General features: G+C 65.1%; 11 protein-coding genes. 5 read left to right on the top strand and 6 right to left on the bottom strand.

Going from position 1 to position 16,039, the window contains the following annotated elements; all coding sequences use genetic code 11:
• Positions 1–3: 3 nt before the first annotated feature.
• Together argJ and QX071_RS02065 are read right to left on the bottom strand one after the other, a co-directional pair.
• On the bottom strand, positions 4–1,245 hold the full coding sequence (gene argJ / locus QX071_RS02070; RefSeq protein WP_315702512.1) for a bifunctional glutamate N-acetyltransferase/amino-acid acetyltransferase ArgJ: 1,242 nt from the start codon (positions 1,243–1,245) through the stop codon (positions 4–6).
• A gap of 317 nt (positions 1,246–1,562) precedes the next feature.
• Positions 1,563–2,480, bottom strand: a complete 918-nt coding sequence (locus tag QX071_RS02065; RefSeq protein WP_315702513.1) for a peptidylprolyl isomerase — start codon at positions 2,478–2,480, stop codon at positions 1,563–1,565.
• Positions 2,481–2,869: 389 nt separating this feature from the next.
• Here QX071_RS02065 and secA point away from each other — a divergent pair, with 389 nt between their 5' ends.
• Positions 2,870–5,716: a preprotein translocase subunit SecA gene (secA, locus tag QX071_RS02060; protein ID WP_315702514.1), complete on the top strand. Its 2,847-nt coding sequence runs from the start codon at positions 2,870–2,872 to the stop codon at positions 5,714–5,716.
• 284 nt (positions 5,717–6,000) lie between these two features.
• On the opposite strand, the gene QX071_RS02055 is transcribed toward secA, so the two are convergent.
• A complete protein-coding gene (locus QX071_RS02055; RefSeq protein WP_315702515.1) occupies positions 6,001–7,293 on the bottom strand; it encodes a flavin-dependent oxidoreductase in 1,293 nt (430 codons plus the stop codon).
• A gap of 256 nt (positions 7,294–7,549) precedes the next feature.
• Between QX071_RS02055 and QX071_RS02050 the strand changes: the two genes are divergently transcribed.
• Entirely contained in the window at positions 7,550–8,761 is a 1,212-nt protein-coding gene (locus QX071_RS02050; protein WP_315702516.1) for a glycerophosphodiester phosphodiesterase, read from the top strand.
• On the opposite strand, the gene QX071_RS02045 is transcribed toward QX071_RS02050, so the two are convergent.
• The 3 genes from QX071_RS02045 to QX071_RS02035 form a co-directional block, all read right to left on the bottom strand.
• Complete coding sequence (locus tag QX071_RS02045; RefSeq protein ID WP_315702517.1) at positions 8,736–9,206, bottom strand: GNAT family N-acetyltransferase; 471 nt, start codon at positions 9,204–9,206, stop codon at positions 8,736–8,738. The genes QX071_RS02050 and QX071_RS02045 overlap by 26 nt on opposite strands.
• A 101-nt stretch (positions 9,207–9,307) precedes the next feature.
• Complete coding sequence (locus QX071_RS02040) at positions 9,308–11,215, bottom strand: acyl-CoA synthetase (protein WP_315702518.1); 1,908 nt, start codon at positions 11,213–11,215, stop codon at positions 9,308–9,310.
• A gap of 332 nt (positions 11,216–11,547) precedes the next feature.
• Entirely contained in the window at positions 11,548–11,991 is a 444-nt protein-coding gene (locus tag QX071_RS02035) for a MarR family transcriptional regulator (protein ID WP_315702519.1), read from the bottom strand.
• Between the two features lie 213 nt (positions 11,992–12,204).
• Between QX071_RS02035 and QX071_RS02030 the strand changes: the two genes are divergently transcribed.
• From QX071_RS02030 to QX071_RS02020, 3 genes are all read left to right on the top strand, one after another.
• Positions 12,205–13,383, top strand: coding sequence for a substrate-binding domain-containing protein (locus QX071_RS02030; protein WP_315702520.1), 1,179 nt, complete (start codon positions 12,205–12,207; stop codon positions 13,381–13,383).
• Positions 13,384–13,627: 244 nt separating this feature from the next.
• Positions 13,628–15,142, top strand: a complete 1,515-nt coding sequence (locus QX071_RS02025) for an amidase (protein WP_315702521.1) — start codon at positions 13,628–13,630, stop codon at positions 15,140–15,142.
• A gap of 36 nt (positions 15,143–15,178) precedes the next feature.
• Positions 15,179–16,036, top strand: coding sequence for a branched-chain amino acid ABC transporter permease (locus QX071_RS02020; RefSeq protein ID WP_315702522.1), 858 nt, complete (start codon positions 15,179–15,181; stop codon positions 16,034–16,036).
• Positions 16,037–16,039: the final 3 nt, after the last annotated feature.

Genomic DNA, 16,039 nt, shown 5'->3' with positions numbered 1-16,039 from the left:
CGGCTACGACCTGTAATCGCCGTTGATAGCGACATAGTCCTTGGTGAGGTCGCAGGTCAGCACGCGGTCGCGGCCCTTGCCAAGGCCGAGCGCGACCTTGATCTGGATGGTCTGCGCCTTCATCGCCTCCGAGACTTCCGTCTCGTCATAGGACGGATCGCGCGCTCCCTTGTTGGCGACGCGGATGCCGTTGAACGAGATCGAGAGCTTGTCGCGATCGGCCGGCTCGCCGGCCTTGCCGACAGCCATCACCACGCGGCCCCAATTGGCGTCCTCGCCGGCGATCGCGGTCTTCACCAGCGGCGAATTGGCGATCGACATCGCGATCTTGCGCGCCGACGGCTTGCTCTTGGCGCCCTCGACGATGATCTCGACCAGCTTGCGTGCGCCTTCGCCATCGCGGGCCACCTGCTCGGCCAGGTTGGCCAGCACGGCGTTGAAGGCCTTGACGAAGGCCTTAAGCCTGGGATCGCTGGCCCGGCTGATCTTCGGCGCGCCATTGGCGGCCGCCGCACCGGTGGCAAAGGCGAGCAGGGTGTCGGAGGTCGAGGTGTCGCCGTCGATCGTCACCGCGTTGAAGGTGTCCTCCACGCCGGCCTTGAGCAGCGCCTGCAGCGCCGGGGCGGAGATCGGTGCGTCGGTGAAGATGAAGGACAGCATGGTCGCCATGTCGGGCGCGATCATGCCGGCGCCCTTGGCCATGCCGTTGATCGTCACCTTGGCCTTGCCGAGCTTCACGGTCGCGGTCGCGACTTTCGGGAAGGTGTCGGTGGTCATGATGGCTTGCGCAGCGCCCATCCAGTCCTCGGGTATGGCGGTGCCGGCCAAGCCCTGCAGCACGCCGTCGAATTTGGTGGCGTCGAGTGGCTCGCCGATCACGCCGGTCGAGGCCAGGAAGATCTCGTCCTGCTTGCAGCCGACGGCCTTGGCAGCGATCGAGGCGGTCAGTGCAGTCGATTGCCGGCCGGTCTTGCCAGTGAAGGCGTTGGCATTGCCGGAATTGACCACGAGCGCGCGGGCCTTGCCGCCCTTGAGCTTGGCACGGCACCATTCCACCGGCGCCGAGGGACATTTGGACAGCGTGAACACGCCGGCAACGGTTGTGCCAGGGTCGAGCAGGGCCAACAGGACGTCGGTGCGGTTCTTGTAGCGGATGCCGGCGGCCGCGGTGGCGAGCTTGACGCCCGCAACAGCGGGCATATCGGGAACGTCGGTCGGGGCGAGCGGAGAAACGGCTGAGGACATCGGGCTTCCGGCGGCAGGATTGGCGGGAGCCGCTCTGTATCACTTTCGATGCCAGGGTGGGAGAGTGAGTGCGCCGTACTCCGCTGTCGTTCGCGCGAACGCGGGGACCCATAACCACCTGAGTTGCTGACGTGCCCGGTACTTGCCGCGTGCCCGCATCGAGCATCACGCGATCTGGGTCCCGGCGCCGGGACGACACCGTTGATGCGGAGACGTCCTGTGCCCCCGCGGACGGGCGTCGCCAAAAAAAAGCCCCGGCGCAAGGCCGGGGCGATACTGATTATGACGAGCGGATGACGCGTATGGCGTCCCTCGTTTTACTTCTTCGCCGGATCGGCCGGCTTGCTTGCATCCGCCGGCTTCGCGGCATCCGGCTTGGCGGCCGCATCCGCCGGCTTGTCGGTGCGCTCGATCTTGGCGTCGGCGCGCAGCTTGGCGACGTAGTCGGCCTGCGCCTTGCGGGTGACATAGGTCTCGATCTGGCTCTTGACCTGGTCGAACTCCGGCGGCTTGCGGTTGCGCTTCTCTTCAACCTTGATGATGTGCCAGCCGAACTGGGTCTTCACCGGATCGGAGATCTTGCCCGGCTCCAGCGCGAAGGCGACCTTGGCGAATTCCGGGACCATCTGCTCCTTGGTGAAGAAGCCGAGATCGCCGCCGTCGGAGGCGCCGGGGTCCTTGGACTTCTTCTTCGCGAGTTCGGCGAAGTCGGCACCCTTGTCGAGCTCAGCCTTCACGGCCTTGGCTTCGTCCTCGGTCTCGACCAGGATATGCCGGGCATGCACCTCCTGCTCGCCGCCGATCTGCTTGGAGGCCTCGTCATAGACCTTCTTCATCGCATCGTCGGTGGTCGCGGTCTTGCCCTCGCTGGCGAGCAGGCTGTCCATCAACAGGCGGTTGCGGGTGAAGGCGAGGCGCTTCTTGAAATCCTCGGTGTCGGCGATCTTCTTGTCCTCGGCCGCCTTCGCGACGAGCTTCATGTCGATCAGGAACGACAGCACATTGTCGTCCCGGCTGGCCGGATCCATCTGTGCCAGGCTCGGCCCCAGCTCCTCCTCGGCGAGCGCCACGTCGCTTTTGCGGATTTCAACGCCGTTCACCTTGGCGAGCACGGGGTTCGGGTCCTCCGCGGCGCGCACGGGGCCCGCGATCAGGGTCAGCGCGAGACTGCCGGCCAGCGCGGTCGCGAGGCCGAAGCGCAGGCCGGTTTTCGTAACCGGGAACGAGGTGGTCATGGAAAATCCTTCTTGAAGTGAGGGCGCGAGAGGGACCTCAAAGCGGCGGGACACTCGCCCAATCGCGCGGCCTTGGCAACGCGAAAAGTCTGTCAATTTCGTGAAATTAGCGACAGGTCAGGGCCGATTTGGCGAGCGCGGCGCGCCGTTGACAAGCATGCCCCCCAGCCATATCTCTGGCCGATCGCTTCAAGGGCGATAGCGCTTATTTTACTGCGTTTTTGGCCGTTGGACCTTGGTTTGCTCACATCCCACGCATCTGGCGGTACTGCGCGAGCTCCCAACCTTGAGCCGGTCTGCTGGTGCTGCGGTGCGTCATCATGGGACCGGGGCGAACCGGATAGACCCTCTACGGCTGCAACGCAGACCCACATAGGCAGGATTTTCGCATGATCGGCGCGCTCGCCCGCAAGTTTTTCGGCTCCGCCAACGACCGACGGGTCAAGGGGTACCAGGCGCGTGTCAACGCGATCAACGCGCTCGAGCCGGAGGTGGCCGCGCTGTCGGACGAGGCCCTGAAAGCCAGGACCGAGGAGTTCCGAAAGCAACTCGCCGAGGGCAAGACGCTCGACGACATCCTGGTGCCGGCCTTCGCGACCGTGCGCGAGGCCGCCAAGCGCACACTCGGCCAGCGCCATTTCGACGTGCAGCTGATCGGCGGCATGGTGCTGCACGAGGGCGACATCGCCGAGATGAAGACCGGCGAAGGCAAGACCCTGGTCGCGACGCTCGCGGTCTATCTCAATGCGCTCGCCGGCAAGGGCGTGCATGTAGTGACCGTCAACGACTACCTCGCCCGCCGCGACGCCGGCTGGATGAGCCAGATCTACGGCTTCCTCGGCCTGACCACGGGTGTCATCGTCCACGGCCTCGACGATGCCGAACGCAAGGCCGCCTATGCCTGCGACATCACCTACGGTACCAACAACGAATACGGTTTCGACTATCTCCGCGACAACATGAAGTACCGGCTGGAGGACATGGTCCAGCGCGGGCATTATTTCGCGATCGTCGACGAGGTCGACTCCATCCTGATCGACGAGGCGCGCACCCCGCTGATCATCTCCGGTCCGCTCGATGACCGCTCCGACTTCTACAACACCATCGACACTTTCGTGCCGCGACTCGACAAGACCGACTACGAGGTCGACGAGAAGCAGCGCACGGTGACGCTCACCGAAGCCGGCATGGAGAAGATCGAGACCCTGCTGCGCGATGCCGGGCTCCTGAAGGGCGAGTCGCTCTACGACGTCGAGAACGTCTCCGTCGTGCACCACATCAACCAGGCGCTCCGCGCGCATACCTTGTTCACCCGCGACAAGGATTACATCGTCCGCGACGGCGAGGTCGTCATCATCGACGAATTCACCGGACGCATGATGCCCGGCCGCCGCTATTCGGAAGGCCTGCACCAGGCCCTGGAGGCCAAGGAGCACCAGCCGGTCCAGCCGGAAAACCAGACGCTCGCCTCGATCACCTTCCAGAACTACTTCCGCATGTACGACAAGCTCGCCGGCATGACCGGCACGGCCGCGACCGAGGCCGACGAGCTGTTCGACATCTACAAGCTCGAGGTGGTGGAGATCCCGACCAACCTGCCGGTGGCCCGCCTCGACGAGGACGACGAGGTCTATCGCACCCAGCAGGAGAAATACGCCGCGATCCTGGCCGAGATCGAACGCGCCAATGCGCGGCTGCAGCCGGTGCTGGTCGGCACGGCGTCGATCGAGAAGTCGGAAGTGCTGGCCGCCTATCTCAAGCAGCACGGCTACAAGCAGATCGATTTCGGCAGCGAACGCGCGCTCGACAAGCTCTACGCGGCCGCCCGCGCCGGCAAGCCCGCCAAGCTGTTCGCGGTGCTGAACGCGCGCTTCCACGAGCAGGAAGCCTATATCGTCGCGGAAGCCGGCGTTCCCGGCGCGATCACGATCGCGACCAACATGGCCGGCCGCGGCACCGACATCAAGCTCGGCGGCTCGCTCGACATGCGCATGCAACTCGAGACGGCGGGCATCACCGACGAGGCCGAGAAGGCCAAGAAGATCGAGCAGATCAAGGCCGATGTCGAGCGCTTCCGCGAGATCGTCTTGAAGGCGGAGGAGACCGTCGAGGTCGAGCCTGCGAAGGGTTCGAAGGCCGCCAAGACGGTGCAGAAGCCGGGCGGGCTCTATATCATCGGCTCGGAACGCCACGAGTCCCGCCGCATCGACAACCAGCTGCGTGGCCGCTCCGGTCGTCAGGGCGATCCCGGCCGCTCCAAGTTCTTCCTGTCGCTGGAAGACGATCTGATGCGGATCTTCGGCTCCGACCGGCTCGACAGCATGCTGACCCGGCTCGGCCTGAAAGAGGGCGAGGCCATCATCCATCCCTGGATCAACAAGGCGTTGGAGAAGGCGCAGCAGAAAGTCGAGGCGCGCAACTTCGATATTCGTAAGAATCTCCTGAAGTTCGACAACGTCCAGAACGACCAGCGCAAGGTGATCTTCGATCAGCGCGTCGAGCTGATGAAGGACGACAGCGTCGCCGAGACCGTCGCCGACATGCGTCACGCCTTCATCGACGATCTCGTCGCCAAGCACGTTCCCGAGCATGCCTATGCCGAGCAGTGGGACGTTGCCGGTCTGAAGGAAGAGCTCAAACGCGTGCTCGATGTCGATCTGCCGGTCGACGAATGGGCCAAGGAGGAAGGCATCGCCGAGGAGGAGCTGCTCAACCGCATCGAGAAGCACGTCGACGAGCGGATGGCGGCCAAGGTGGCGCAATGGGGTCCCGACGTAATGCGCTACGTCGAGAAGACGATCCTCTTGCAGACGCTGGACCATCTCTGGCGCGAGCACCTGATCATGCTGGACCATTTGCGCCAGGTGATCGGCCTGCGCGGCTACGGCCAGCGCGATCCGCTGCAGGAGTACAAGTCGGAAGCCTTCACGCTGTTCGAGGCCATGGTCGCTCACCTGCGCGAGGCCGTCACGGCGCAGCTGATGCGGGTCGAGATCGTGCCGCCGGAAGAGCAGCAGCAGATGCTGCCGCCGATGCAGGTGCACCATGCTGATCCGAACACCGGCGAGGATGAGATGGCGTTCGCCAATGTCTCGCTGGCACCGGCCGCCAATGCCGCCGTCGCCGAGGCGCGGGACCCGAAAAATCCCGAGACCTGGGGCAAGGTCGGCCGCAACGAGGACTGCCCGTGCGGCTCCGGGAAGAAGTACAAGCACTGCCACGGCCGGTACGCGTAACGTTTGAGGGCGGATTCTCAGCCCTCATCGCAAACGTAGCGATGAAATCCAGAGTCGCGTCCTCGTCCCTGGACTGCGTCGCTCCGCTCGCGATGACGTTGTTGGCCGAGCTGCCTCCCAGCCTCCCGCCGTCATCCCGGCGAACGCCGGGATCCATAACCACAGGGCGATGTGGTGAGGTGCGCTGGTCGCTCCAGCGTGCTTCCTAACTGATAACGGTGAGTATAGGTCCCGGGTCGGCGCCCAGCGCCGCTGGGCTTGCCCGGGACGACAGCGAGTTCGGATCAGGCGGCGTTCGCCTGCACCTTCGCGCCTTCCGCGATCGTCCGCGGCGCGGCGTTGAGTTGCTCGACCGCAAAGCCCGCGGCCTTCTTGTAGCCGGCCATGAAGGCGTCGCGCTCGGCCGGCGGGATCACGTCGTCGATGTTGGTGAACGTGCCGCCGCAACGTTCGTCGACCATGTTGAGCAGGCCGAACGGGCCGGCGCCACGGTTGCGCAGGATGACTTGCGAGATCGGACCGCACAGCTTTGCATCGTAGGCGACGAGAGCGGCCGGCGTGACGCCGTGCTCCAGCATCGCGACGCCCAGCACGCGAGCGTCGACAATGGCCTGGCTCGCGCCGTTCGAACCGGTCGGATACATCGCATGCGCGGCATCGCCGAGCAGCGCCACCGGACCGTCGACCCAGGTCGGAATCGGATCGCGGTCGATCATCGGGTTCTCATAGGCGTCATCGCTGCCTGCGATCAGCGCGGGAACGTCGAGCCAGTCATAGGTCCAGCCGGCGAAGTGGTGCGCGAAGTCGCCGACCGGGACCTGCCTGAACCAGCCGGTCTGCTTCCAGCCTTCGGAATTGTCCATCGTGACTTCGGCGATCCAGTTGATCAGCGCCAGACCATCCTTGTCGGGATGGGAGATCGGATAGATCACCACGCGATGCCGATGGGTGCCGAGCCCGACGAAGGACGCCCCGGTACGGATCGGCTTGGCGCGGGTGACACCGCGCCACATCACCGCGCCACCCCAATGGATCGGCGGCTGGTTCGGATGCATCTGCGACCTAACAGCGGAGTGGATACCGTCGGCGCCGATCAGCAGTCTGCCGCGCGCCTTCGAGGTCGTGCCATCGGCGTGCTCGATCAAAGCGGTCACGGAGCCGTCTGCGTTCTTCACGTAAGCATGGACGCGGCTGCCGAGCCGCACGGCGTCGCGCCCGGCCCGCTCGATGAACGTCCGGTAGAGCAGCAGATGGAATTGACCGCGATGCACGGCATATTGCGGCCAGTTGTAGCCGGCCAGCACGCCGCGCGGCTCGGAATAGATGTCGTTGCCGTTCAGCCCGACCAGCGCCCATTCTTTGGCGGGCACGCCGACCCGATCGAGATCGGCCTCGCCGATGCCGAGGTCATACAGCTCGCGCACCGCATTGGGCTGCAGGTTGATGCCGACGCCGAGCGGGCGCATCTCGCGCACCGACTCATAGACCACGCAGGGCACGCCGATCTGCTGCAACGTGAGCGCGGTCGCGAGGCCGCCGATGCCGCCGCCGGCGATGATTACGGGAAGATCGGTCATGGGCATGGTCCGTCGCGTAGGCTCGAAAGAAGGTCTGGAAGAGGCTGGATGCGTCGCGTTATGGCGAGGCGGCCTTGCACCGCGTCGAGCTCCCTCCGGATGGCGCCGGTATTGGCGCCGGTCTTGGAGCTTAGGCCTAATTCAGAAGGGTAGGCGAGACAAGGGAAATGGGGACCGGCGTGCTGCGGTATGATAGGCTTGCGCGATGTGGTGTCGTTCTCTAGCCCTCTCGTTTTTTCTGCTCGCAAGCCCGGCCATGGCATTCGACATCGAGGCCCATCGCGGCGGCCGCGGACTGTTTCCGGAAAACACGCTGCAGGCCTTCGCCGCCGCGCTGGCGATGGGCGTCGACACGCTCGAGCTCGATGTCGGCGTCACCCGTGACGGCGTGCTCGTGGTCTCGCATGAGCGGCGGCTCAATCCTGATTTGGCGCGCGATGCGAGCGGCAATTATGTCGCGCCGCCTGGGCCACTGCTGATCGAGCTGCCGCTGGCCGAGGTGCAATCCTACGACATTGGCCAGATCCGACCCGGCAGCGCCTATGCAAAGCAGTTTCCGGAGCAGCATGCTCTCGCGGCTCCGGCCGTTCCGCCGCCGCGGATTCCGACGCTGAAGGAGGTCATCGACCTCGTCCGCAGCTCCGGCAACACCACCGTGCGGCTTAACATCGAGACCAAGCTCGATCCGGATCACCCAACTGAGGCGCCGGAGCCGGAGCGCTTCGTCACACTGCTGCTCGAGCTGCTGAAGGCAGAGAACTTCACCGACCGCGTGATGATCCAGTCGTTCGACTGGCGCACGCTGCTACTGGTGCAAGCGCGCGCGCCTGATATCCCGACCGTCTATCTCACCCTGCAACGAGGCAAGGCGCCGACCGTGTCGTTGGATGCGGCCACGAGCTGGACCGCGGGCTTCAATCCAGCCGACCATGGCGGCTCGCTGCCACGTACGATTGCGGTGGCCGGCGGCGCAGTCTGGTCGCCCTATTTCCAGGACGTCACGCCCGCGCTGGTGGCCGAGGCACATGACCTGAAGCTGCGCGTCGTGGTCTGGACCGTCAACAAGCCCGAGGACATGGCGCGCCTGATGGACATGGGCGTCGATGGCATCATCTCGGACCGGCCGGATTTGCTGCGCAAGGTCGCGGTAGACAAGGGGGGGCGCAGAGCCGCTGGGAGTACTGCGCGTACAACGGCTCGGGCCGGGCCTTCCGGCGAAGGATTAGCTGCGGTCGCTTGCCCCGCGATACGGCTCCGACAGAAGCGAGCTGTTGCACACAGACGGTCCGCTCCCTCTCCCCGTCCTTCACGGGGAGAGGGTTGGGGTGAGAGGCAGACGCGCGGGGATTCTTGCTGTTGGATTGGACCCGCTCACCCGGATCGCATCTTTCGACGCCATCCGGCCTCTGCTCTGCGTAAGCTCCGTTCGCGCGCAGCCCCGGTCAAGGCGCCAATCGTTTGCTCATGAACAGGCTTAACGGATCGAGTTGGTAGCTACCGAAAGGCCCACATTCCTGATAGCCGGAGCTGCGATAGAGCTGGATTGCCTGCGGCTGGCTGATCCCCGTTTCTAGGCTGACGCGCTCGATCCCGCGAGCCTTGGCCTCGCGTTCCAATGTCACGAGGAGCTTGCGTCCGAGGCCACAGCCTCGGGCAGCTTCGCGCACGAATAATCGCTTGATCTCGCCATGTCCTGGAACGAGGAACCGAAGGGCGATCGAGCCCAGCAGCGTTCGCTCGCGACGGGCGGCAAAAAAGACGACTCCGGGTGCCGAGAGCGCGTTGGCGTCGATGGGATGATTGCTTTTATCAGGGTAGAGCGTCCGCAAATATGCGTCGGCCTCTGCGATGAGGCCGGCTATGTCAGCTTGCTTGGCGTCTTCGACCGCAATGGCGATATCCGTATGGTTCATCTGCCCCGGCCCTGCAAACGCAACGAAACACGCAGGCGTTGTACCAGACCATCTCCGTCTCGATCAAACGTCGAGACGGCGGCTTCATTCGAAACCAAAAATCACTCCTGCACCACCTCGTGCCGCATCACGAACGGCGCCAGCAGCGTGTGCACCTCGTTCTCGATCGCCTCGCGCGCGTCCGCCGGCACATTCCGCAACGTCACCGTCGCGAGGCTGCCATGGCTGCCGTGCGGGCCGACCTTCACGGTGCAATCGATGCCGCGACCGGTCAGCTGCGACAGCGCCTTGGTGAAGACGCGGCTCGCCGCGTCCCAGCGCAGCTGCGGCTTGAACACCTTGCCGACGCCGGTGAGCGGCATCGGGTCGATCGGGATGACCTGCACGGGGACGGCCGCCCGCTCGGGCGTGCGTGCGCGTACCCAGTCCTCGAGCTCGCCCGGCTGCACGGACGCGCCCGCCTTGAGCTGCACATAGCCGACCGGCAACTCGCCGGCGTAAGCGTCGGGTTGTCCGACCACGGCGGCGAAGCCGACCGCCGGATGCTGGAACAGGATGTCCTCGATCGGCGCGGGATCGATGTTGTGGCCGCCGCGGATCACCAGATCCTTGGCGCGGCCGGTGATCCAGAGGAAGCCGTCCTGGTCGAGCCGGCCGAGATCGCCGGAGTTCACCCAATGGCCCTCGACGAACGCGCCTTTGTTGTGAGCATCGTCGAGATAGCCCGAGAACACGCCGGGGCCGGCCATGGTGACGACGCCGATCTCGTCCGCGGCGCAATCGCGCTCATAGGCGCCGCTCGCATCGAGCTTGACGATCCGTACGCGCGCGTAAGGCAGCGGCAGGCCCACCGAGCCGAGCCGGATCGGCCGGTCGGGATAGGCCATGGTGTGCACGCTCGAGGTCTCGGTCATGCCGTAGACCTCCACCACCGGCAGCTTGAGCTTGTCCTGGATGGCCTGGCCGACGGCGACCGGAATCGCCGAGCCGCCGCCGGCGGCATAGCGCAGGCTCGATATGTCGGCATTGCCCTGCGGGATTGCGAGCGTCGCCGCCAGCACGGTCGGCACGCTCGACAGCGTCTCAGGCCTGAAGCGTTCGACCAGGCCCCAGATGTTGCGGACGGCGGCCGGATTGCGCCATCCGGAAGGCGACAGCACCACGAGCGAGCCGCCGGCGCTGAAGGTCGGCAGCGCCTGGGTCAGCGATCCCCCGACATGGAAGAGCGGCATGCCGAACAGCAGCGTGGCGCCGGGCCTCGTCTTCAGAAGCAGGTTCACGGCCCAGGCCTGGTAGACCTGATTGCCGTGGCTGTGCCGCACCAGCTTGGGCGTGCCCGTGGTGCCGCCCGTATGGAAATAGGCGGCGGTGTCGCTGGCTGCGATCTGACGGCCGCTCACCAGGCGATCGGCCGGCTGCGGCGTGATCAGGTCGTTGAAGGCGAAAATGCCGTTGCCGGGGTCGCCGCCGCCATGCACCTGTACGATCGCCTTGAGATGCTTCAGGCCGCCGCGCACCTTCTCGACCTTCTGCCAGATGTCGGTGCCGGGCACGGGGCCGAGCGCCACCAGCACTTTGGTCCGTGCGGCGTCGAGGATCTCGGCGATCTGGTGCGGCTCCAGCAGCGGATTGACCGGGTTGGCGATCCCGGCGGCCTCGGCGCCGAACAGCGTGATGAAGGCCTCCGGCAGCAGCGGCAGCATGAAGCTGACGACGTCGCCAGGGCCGACACCGAGCGCGTGAAACATGTTGGCGGCCTGCGTGACCTTGGCCACGAGGTCGCGATAGGTCACGACCAGCGGCGTGTCTGCGGGATCGGCGTTGGCAAGAAACTGGATCGCCGGTGCGTCGAGGTTGGCGGCCGCACCGCATTTGATCGCGTCGAACGTGCTCTGCGCTGCAATGCGCTCGGCGTAAGGGACTTGTTCGAAAGCGCGGATATCCGCCGCAGTGGCGAAGTTCGGATAATCGCTGCCGATCATGCGATCGAGCAGGTGGATGCCTGTCATGGCCTTGATCCTCCCGGTGACGTTCCTTCCCGGCCGGCCTCCGCGAGAGGAGGTCGCCCGCCGGTCGCGCGCGGGCTCTTTGGCCCGTTCGTCGCGACCGATCACGTCAACAATGATGGAGGATTCGGCTGGCGTCCATCGCCGGTTTGAGCCGCGTTCGATTTGCCGCAGATTGAGCGACATGATCGCCGTCGTCCCGGCGCATGCCGGGACCCATAACCACCGCCGCCTGTGTTGCGATAATTGTTACTCGAAGCCTGCCAAAAACGACTGCTGCGGCGTTTGGGTCCCGGCGTGCGCCGGGACGACACCGTCCTATCGGGGACCGATCGTCAGCTCGCCGCGTCGATCAGATTCTCCAAGAGCCGCTTCAGTTCGCCGGTGGCCTTGCCGCCGTAGTTCTCCACGATGTGGGCCTCCTGGCTCACCGCGAGCGAGTTGAGGCGCTTGCACAGCGCCTTGCCACGGTCGGAGATGAACATCAGCACCTTGCGGCGATCCTCCGCATCCTGCCGGCGATAGACCAGCGAGTCCGATACCATGCGGTCGACCATCTTGGTGAGGGTCGGATGATTGAGCAGGACCGCGTCCGCGAGCTCGCCCATCGAGTGCCCCTCGCCGTCGGACAGCACCTTCAGGATGCGCCATTGCTCCACCGGCACGCCCTCGGTGCTGAGGCGCGTTTCCAGCTGCCGGTTGATCTCCCGGCTGGCCTGCGCGAGCAGATAAGCGAGATGGTCGGTGAGGGGCGCGTCAGCGCTGGGCGGTTTGGCCACGGTGGAACTTCACTGGTCAGCGGAATTGAATGAATGTCCGGCAGTTGCTGCCGTTTCTATATGCATGCCAATTCTTGAACTTTCAATATTTTCAAATAGGATATTTGTGGGCGCGGGTGCTCAAATTACTGGCTTCAATAATTACTGGCTTCAATCGTCGGCAAAGGTGCCGGCCCGTGCATGATGGCCACGCATGACGGCCAAGGAGTGAGTGTGCTTTCGACAGTCCCTGTCTCAGCTCATGTCAACGTCCCGCCGCATCTGCTGTTCAGGGGCTCGCCCGCGCCGTCCGGCGTGCCGCGCTTGTCTCCGTTGGATCGCGACCGGTTCGAGCGGGGCGGCGCCCGCAACAAACTGCGGATCGGCAACTTCCTGACTTTTTCCGGCTCGCCGGGAATTTGGGGGCCGTCATCGGTCAACAGTGCGCTGCTGGCAGTCGCCGAGATCAATGCGCGCGGCGGCATTCTCGGGCGCGAGCTCGAACTTGCGATGTATGACTCCGGTGGGGCGATCGAGGATGTCGTGCAGCGCGCCCGCGACGCGGTCGAGTTCGATGAAGTCGACATCATCATGGGCTCGCATATCAGCGCGGTCAGGGTGGCGCTCCGCAAGGTCACCCGCGGCCGCGTGCCCTATATCTATACGCCGGTCTATGAGGGCGGTGAGCGCACGCCCGGCGTGATGGCGATCGGCGAAGTCCCACGCAGTCAGACCCGGCCTGCGATCCACTGGCTTGCCGACACCAGGAAGGCGCTGCGCTGGTACCTGATCGGCAGCGACTATGTCTGGCCCTGGCAATCGCACCGGTCGATCAAGACCTATATCGCGGAAGCCGGTGGTCAGATCGTGGGCGAGGAGTTTGTGCCGGTCGGCGAGGACAATCACGAAGCACATCTGGCGCGGATTCGCGCCGCGCAGCCCGACGTCGTGCTGATCTCTCTGATCGGCACCGATAGCATCACCTTCAATCGGGCTTTTGCGGAGGCCGGCCTTGCCGCAACCACGTTGCGGCTGGCCGGTGCGATGGACGAGACGGTGCTGCTCGGCATCGGCGCTGACAACACCGAGAACCTGTTCTGCGCCTCCGGCTATTTCAACTGCGTCGGCTCCAGGGCCAACGACGAGTTCATGAGCCGCTATACCGGCATGTTCGGGGTCCATGCCCCGCCGGTCGGCTCGGTCGGGCAGTCCAACTACGAAGGCTTGCGCTTCCTGCAGGCGGCTGCTCAGCGCGCCGGCTCGCTGGCGCTGCGGCCGCTCCAGGCGGCCGGCCGCAACCTCGTCTATGCCGGCGCGCGCGGGCCTGTCACGATTCGCAACGGCCGGGCCGAGATGCCGATGTATCTTTGCCAAGCAGACGGCCTCGACTTCAGCGTCATCAGGACGTTCTGAGTTTGCCGGAAAGCTAAAGGGATCGTCATCGCGGGCGGAGTGACTTGTCCGCCATAGCCCGAAGGGCGACGGCGTCGCTGACGCTTCTCGCGATCCCGAAGCTCAAGCCGGCCGCGGCATAAAATAATTCTTGAAAAGGAAAATATTTCAGGTTCTAGTAATTCCGACGCGTTGCCGAGCCTGCCCGGGCTTGGCGGCGTGCAAGAAACGTATCGCGCAACAAAACAGCACCCAGGAGAGCGCCGTGTCGGTCGTGCTTCCCACTCCCAGCCAACTCCAAGACGTCGCCACGCAATGTGGCCTGTCGCTAACGGATGAGGATGTCGCCTCGTTCCGCGGCCTGATGCAGGGATCGGTCGAGGCCTATAATCTGGTGGCGGCGCTGCCGGACGAGGTTCCGGAGGTGAAATATCCGCGCACACCCGGCTATCGCCCGCAGCCTTCGGAGAATCCGCGCAACGCCTGGTATCGCAAGGCGACCGTGAAAGGGGCCGCGTCCGGCAAGCTCAAGGGCAAGACCGTCGCGCTGAAGGACAACATCATGCTCGCCGGCGTTCCCATGATGAACGGCTCGGCGACGCTGGAGGGCTATATGCCCGACTTCGACGCCACGGTCGTGACGCGCATCCTGGATGCCGGCGGCGAGATCGCCGGCAAGGTGCACTGCGAATCCTTCTGCATGTCGGGCGGCAGCCACACCGGCGCGACGGGCCCGGTGCACAACCCGCACAAGATGGGCTATTCGGCCGGCGGTTCCTCATCGGGCGCTGGCGTCGTGGTCTCGCTCGGCGAGGTCGACATGGCGATGGGTGGCGACCAGGGCGGCTCGATCCGCATGCCGGCCTCGTTCTGCGGCATCTACGGCCTGAAGCCGACCTGGGGCCTCGTCCCGTATACGGGCATCATGCCGATCGAGATCTTCGTCGATCACACCGGGCCGATGACGGCGACGGTCGAGGACAACGCGCTGCTGCTGGAGGTCGTCGCGGGCGACGACGGCTATGATCCGCGCATCAAGGCCCCGAAGGTCGAGGAATACACCAAGGCGCTCGGTGCCGGCGTGAAGGGCATGAAGATCGCCATCTTGAAGGAGGGCTTCGAGCAGCCCGGCGCGGAAGCTGCGGTCAATGAGAGCGTCAAGGAAGCCGCCAAGCGCTTCGCCAGCCTCGGCGCGATCGTGGAAGAGATCTCGATCCCGATGCACCTGATGGGGCCGGCGATCTGGACCCCGATCGGCGTGGAGGGCATGACCCAGACCATGATGGTCGGCGACGGCTACGGCCTGAGCCGGCCCGACCTGTACTCGACATCCTTGATGGATTTCCATCGCGGCTGGCGCCGCCAGGCCGACGCGCTGTCGGAAACCACCAAGCTGTTCCTGCTGTTCGGCACCTACATCAACAACATCTACGGGCCCCGCTTCTACGGCAAGGCGCAGAACATCTCGCGGCGGCTGACCGCCGCCTATGACCACGCGCTGTCCAAGTACGATCTCCTGCTGCTGCCGACCACGCCGATGAAGGCGACGCCGCTGCCGGAGCCGACCGCAAGCCGCGAGGACTATGTCGCGCGCGCGCTCGAAATGATTACCAACACCGCCCCGTTCGACATCAGCCATCATCCCGCGATGTCGCTGCCCTGCGGCATGGTCGATGGGCTGCCGGTCGGCCTGATGCTGGTCGGCAAGCATTTTGCAGAGACGACGATCTATCGCGCCGCGCACGCCTTCGAGCAGGCCGGCGATTGGAAGAAGATGTGAGGGAGCCGCCGTTGCCGCCGGAATGGACCGTAAGCCATGGCTAGTTCGTTCGTCGCCGGCTTCGAGATCCTGAGCTTTGCCGCGATCATCGTGCTGGTGGTGCTGGGCCTCGGCATCATCGCCAGCATGATGGGCATCTTCAACTTCGCCCAGGGCGAATTCGTGCTGCTGGGCGCGTATATCACCTACCTCGCCCATTCGCACGGCATGCCGGTGTGGATCGGGATGGCGGCGGCGCCGTTCCTGGTCGGGGGGCTCGGCTTCGTCCTGGAGGCGCTGATCATCCGGCGCTTCTATGCTGCGCCGATCGTGGCGATGCTCGGCACCTATGCGCTGAGTCTGATCATTCGGGAAATCGTGCGCGGCCTGATCGGCGGGTTGTATCTCTCCGTGCCGGAGCCGATCGGCGGCTCGATCGATCTCGGCAGCGTGCACATCTCGGCCTGGCGCTTCGTGATCGTGGTGGTCACGGTCGCCGTCATGATCGGCTGTTACTTGCTGCTGTCGCGCACGAGCTTCGGCCTGCGGGTGCGGGCAACGCTGGAAAATCCGGCGCTGGCGCGAGCCTCGGGGATCTCCACCGCCAAGATCTATGGTGCGACCTTTGCCTTCGGTGCCGCACTCGCCGGCCTTGCCGGCGCGCTGGTGGTGCCGGTGTTCAGCCTGTTCGCCGATCTCGGCATCCGCTTCCTCATCCAGGGCTTCGTCGCGGTCATGGTCGGCGGCGTCGGCTCGTTCATGGGCCCGGTCGCGGGCGCGGCCGTGATCGGCACCATGAGCGCGGCGCTGCCATGGGTGATGGCGCCCGTCATCGCCGACGTGCTCGTCTTCGTTCTCGCCATCGCTTTCATCAAATTCCGGCCGCAAGGCCTGCTATCTGGCAAGGGGGTTTAGTTT

The organism is Bradyrhizobium sp. SZCCHNS1022 (assembly GCF_032484835.1).
Lineage (GTDB): Bacteria > Pseudomonadota > Alphaproteobacteria > Rhizobiales > Xanthobacteraceae > Bradyrhizobium.
The sequence above is the reverse complement of the archived record's forward strand: the minus strand, read 5'-3'. Positions and strand labels throughout refer to the sequence as shown.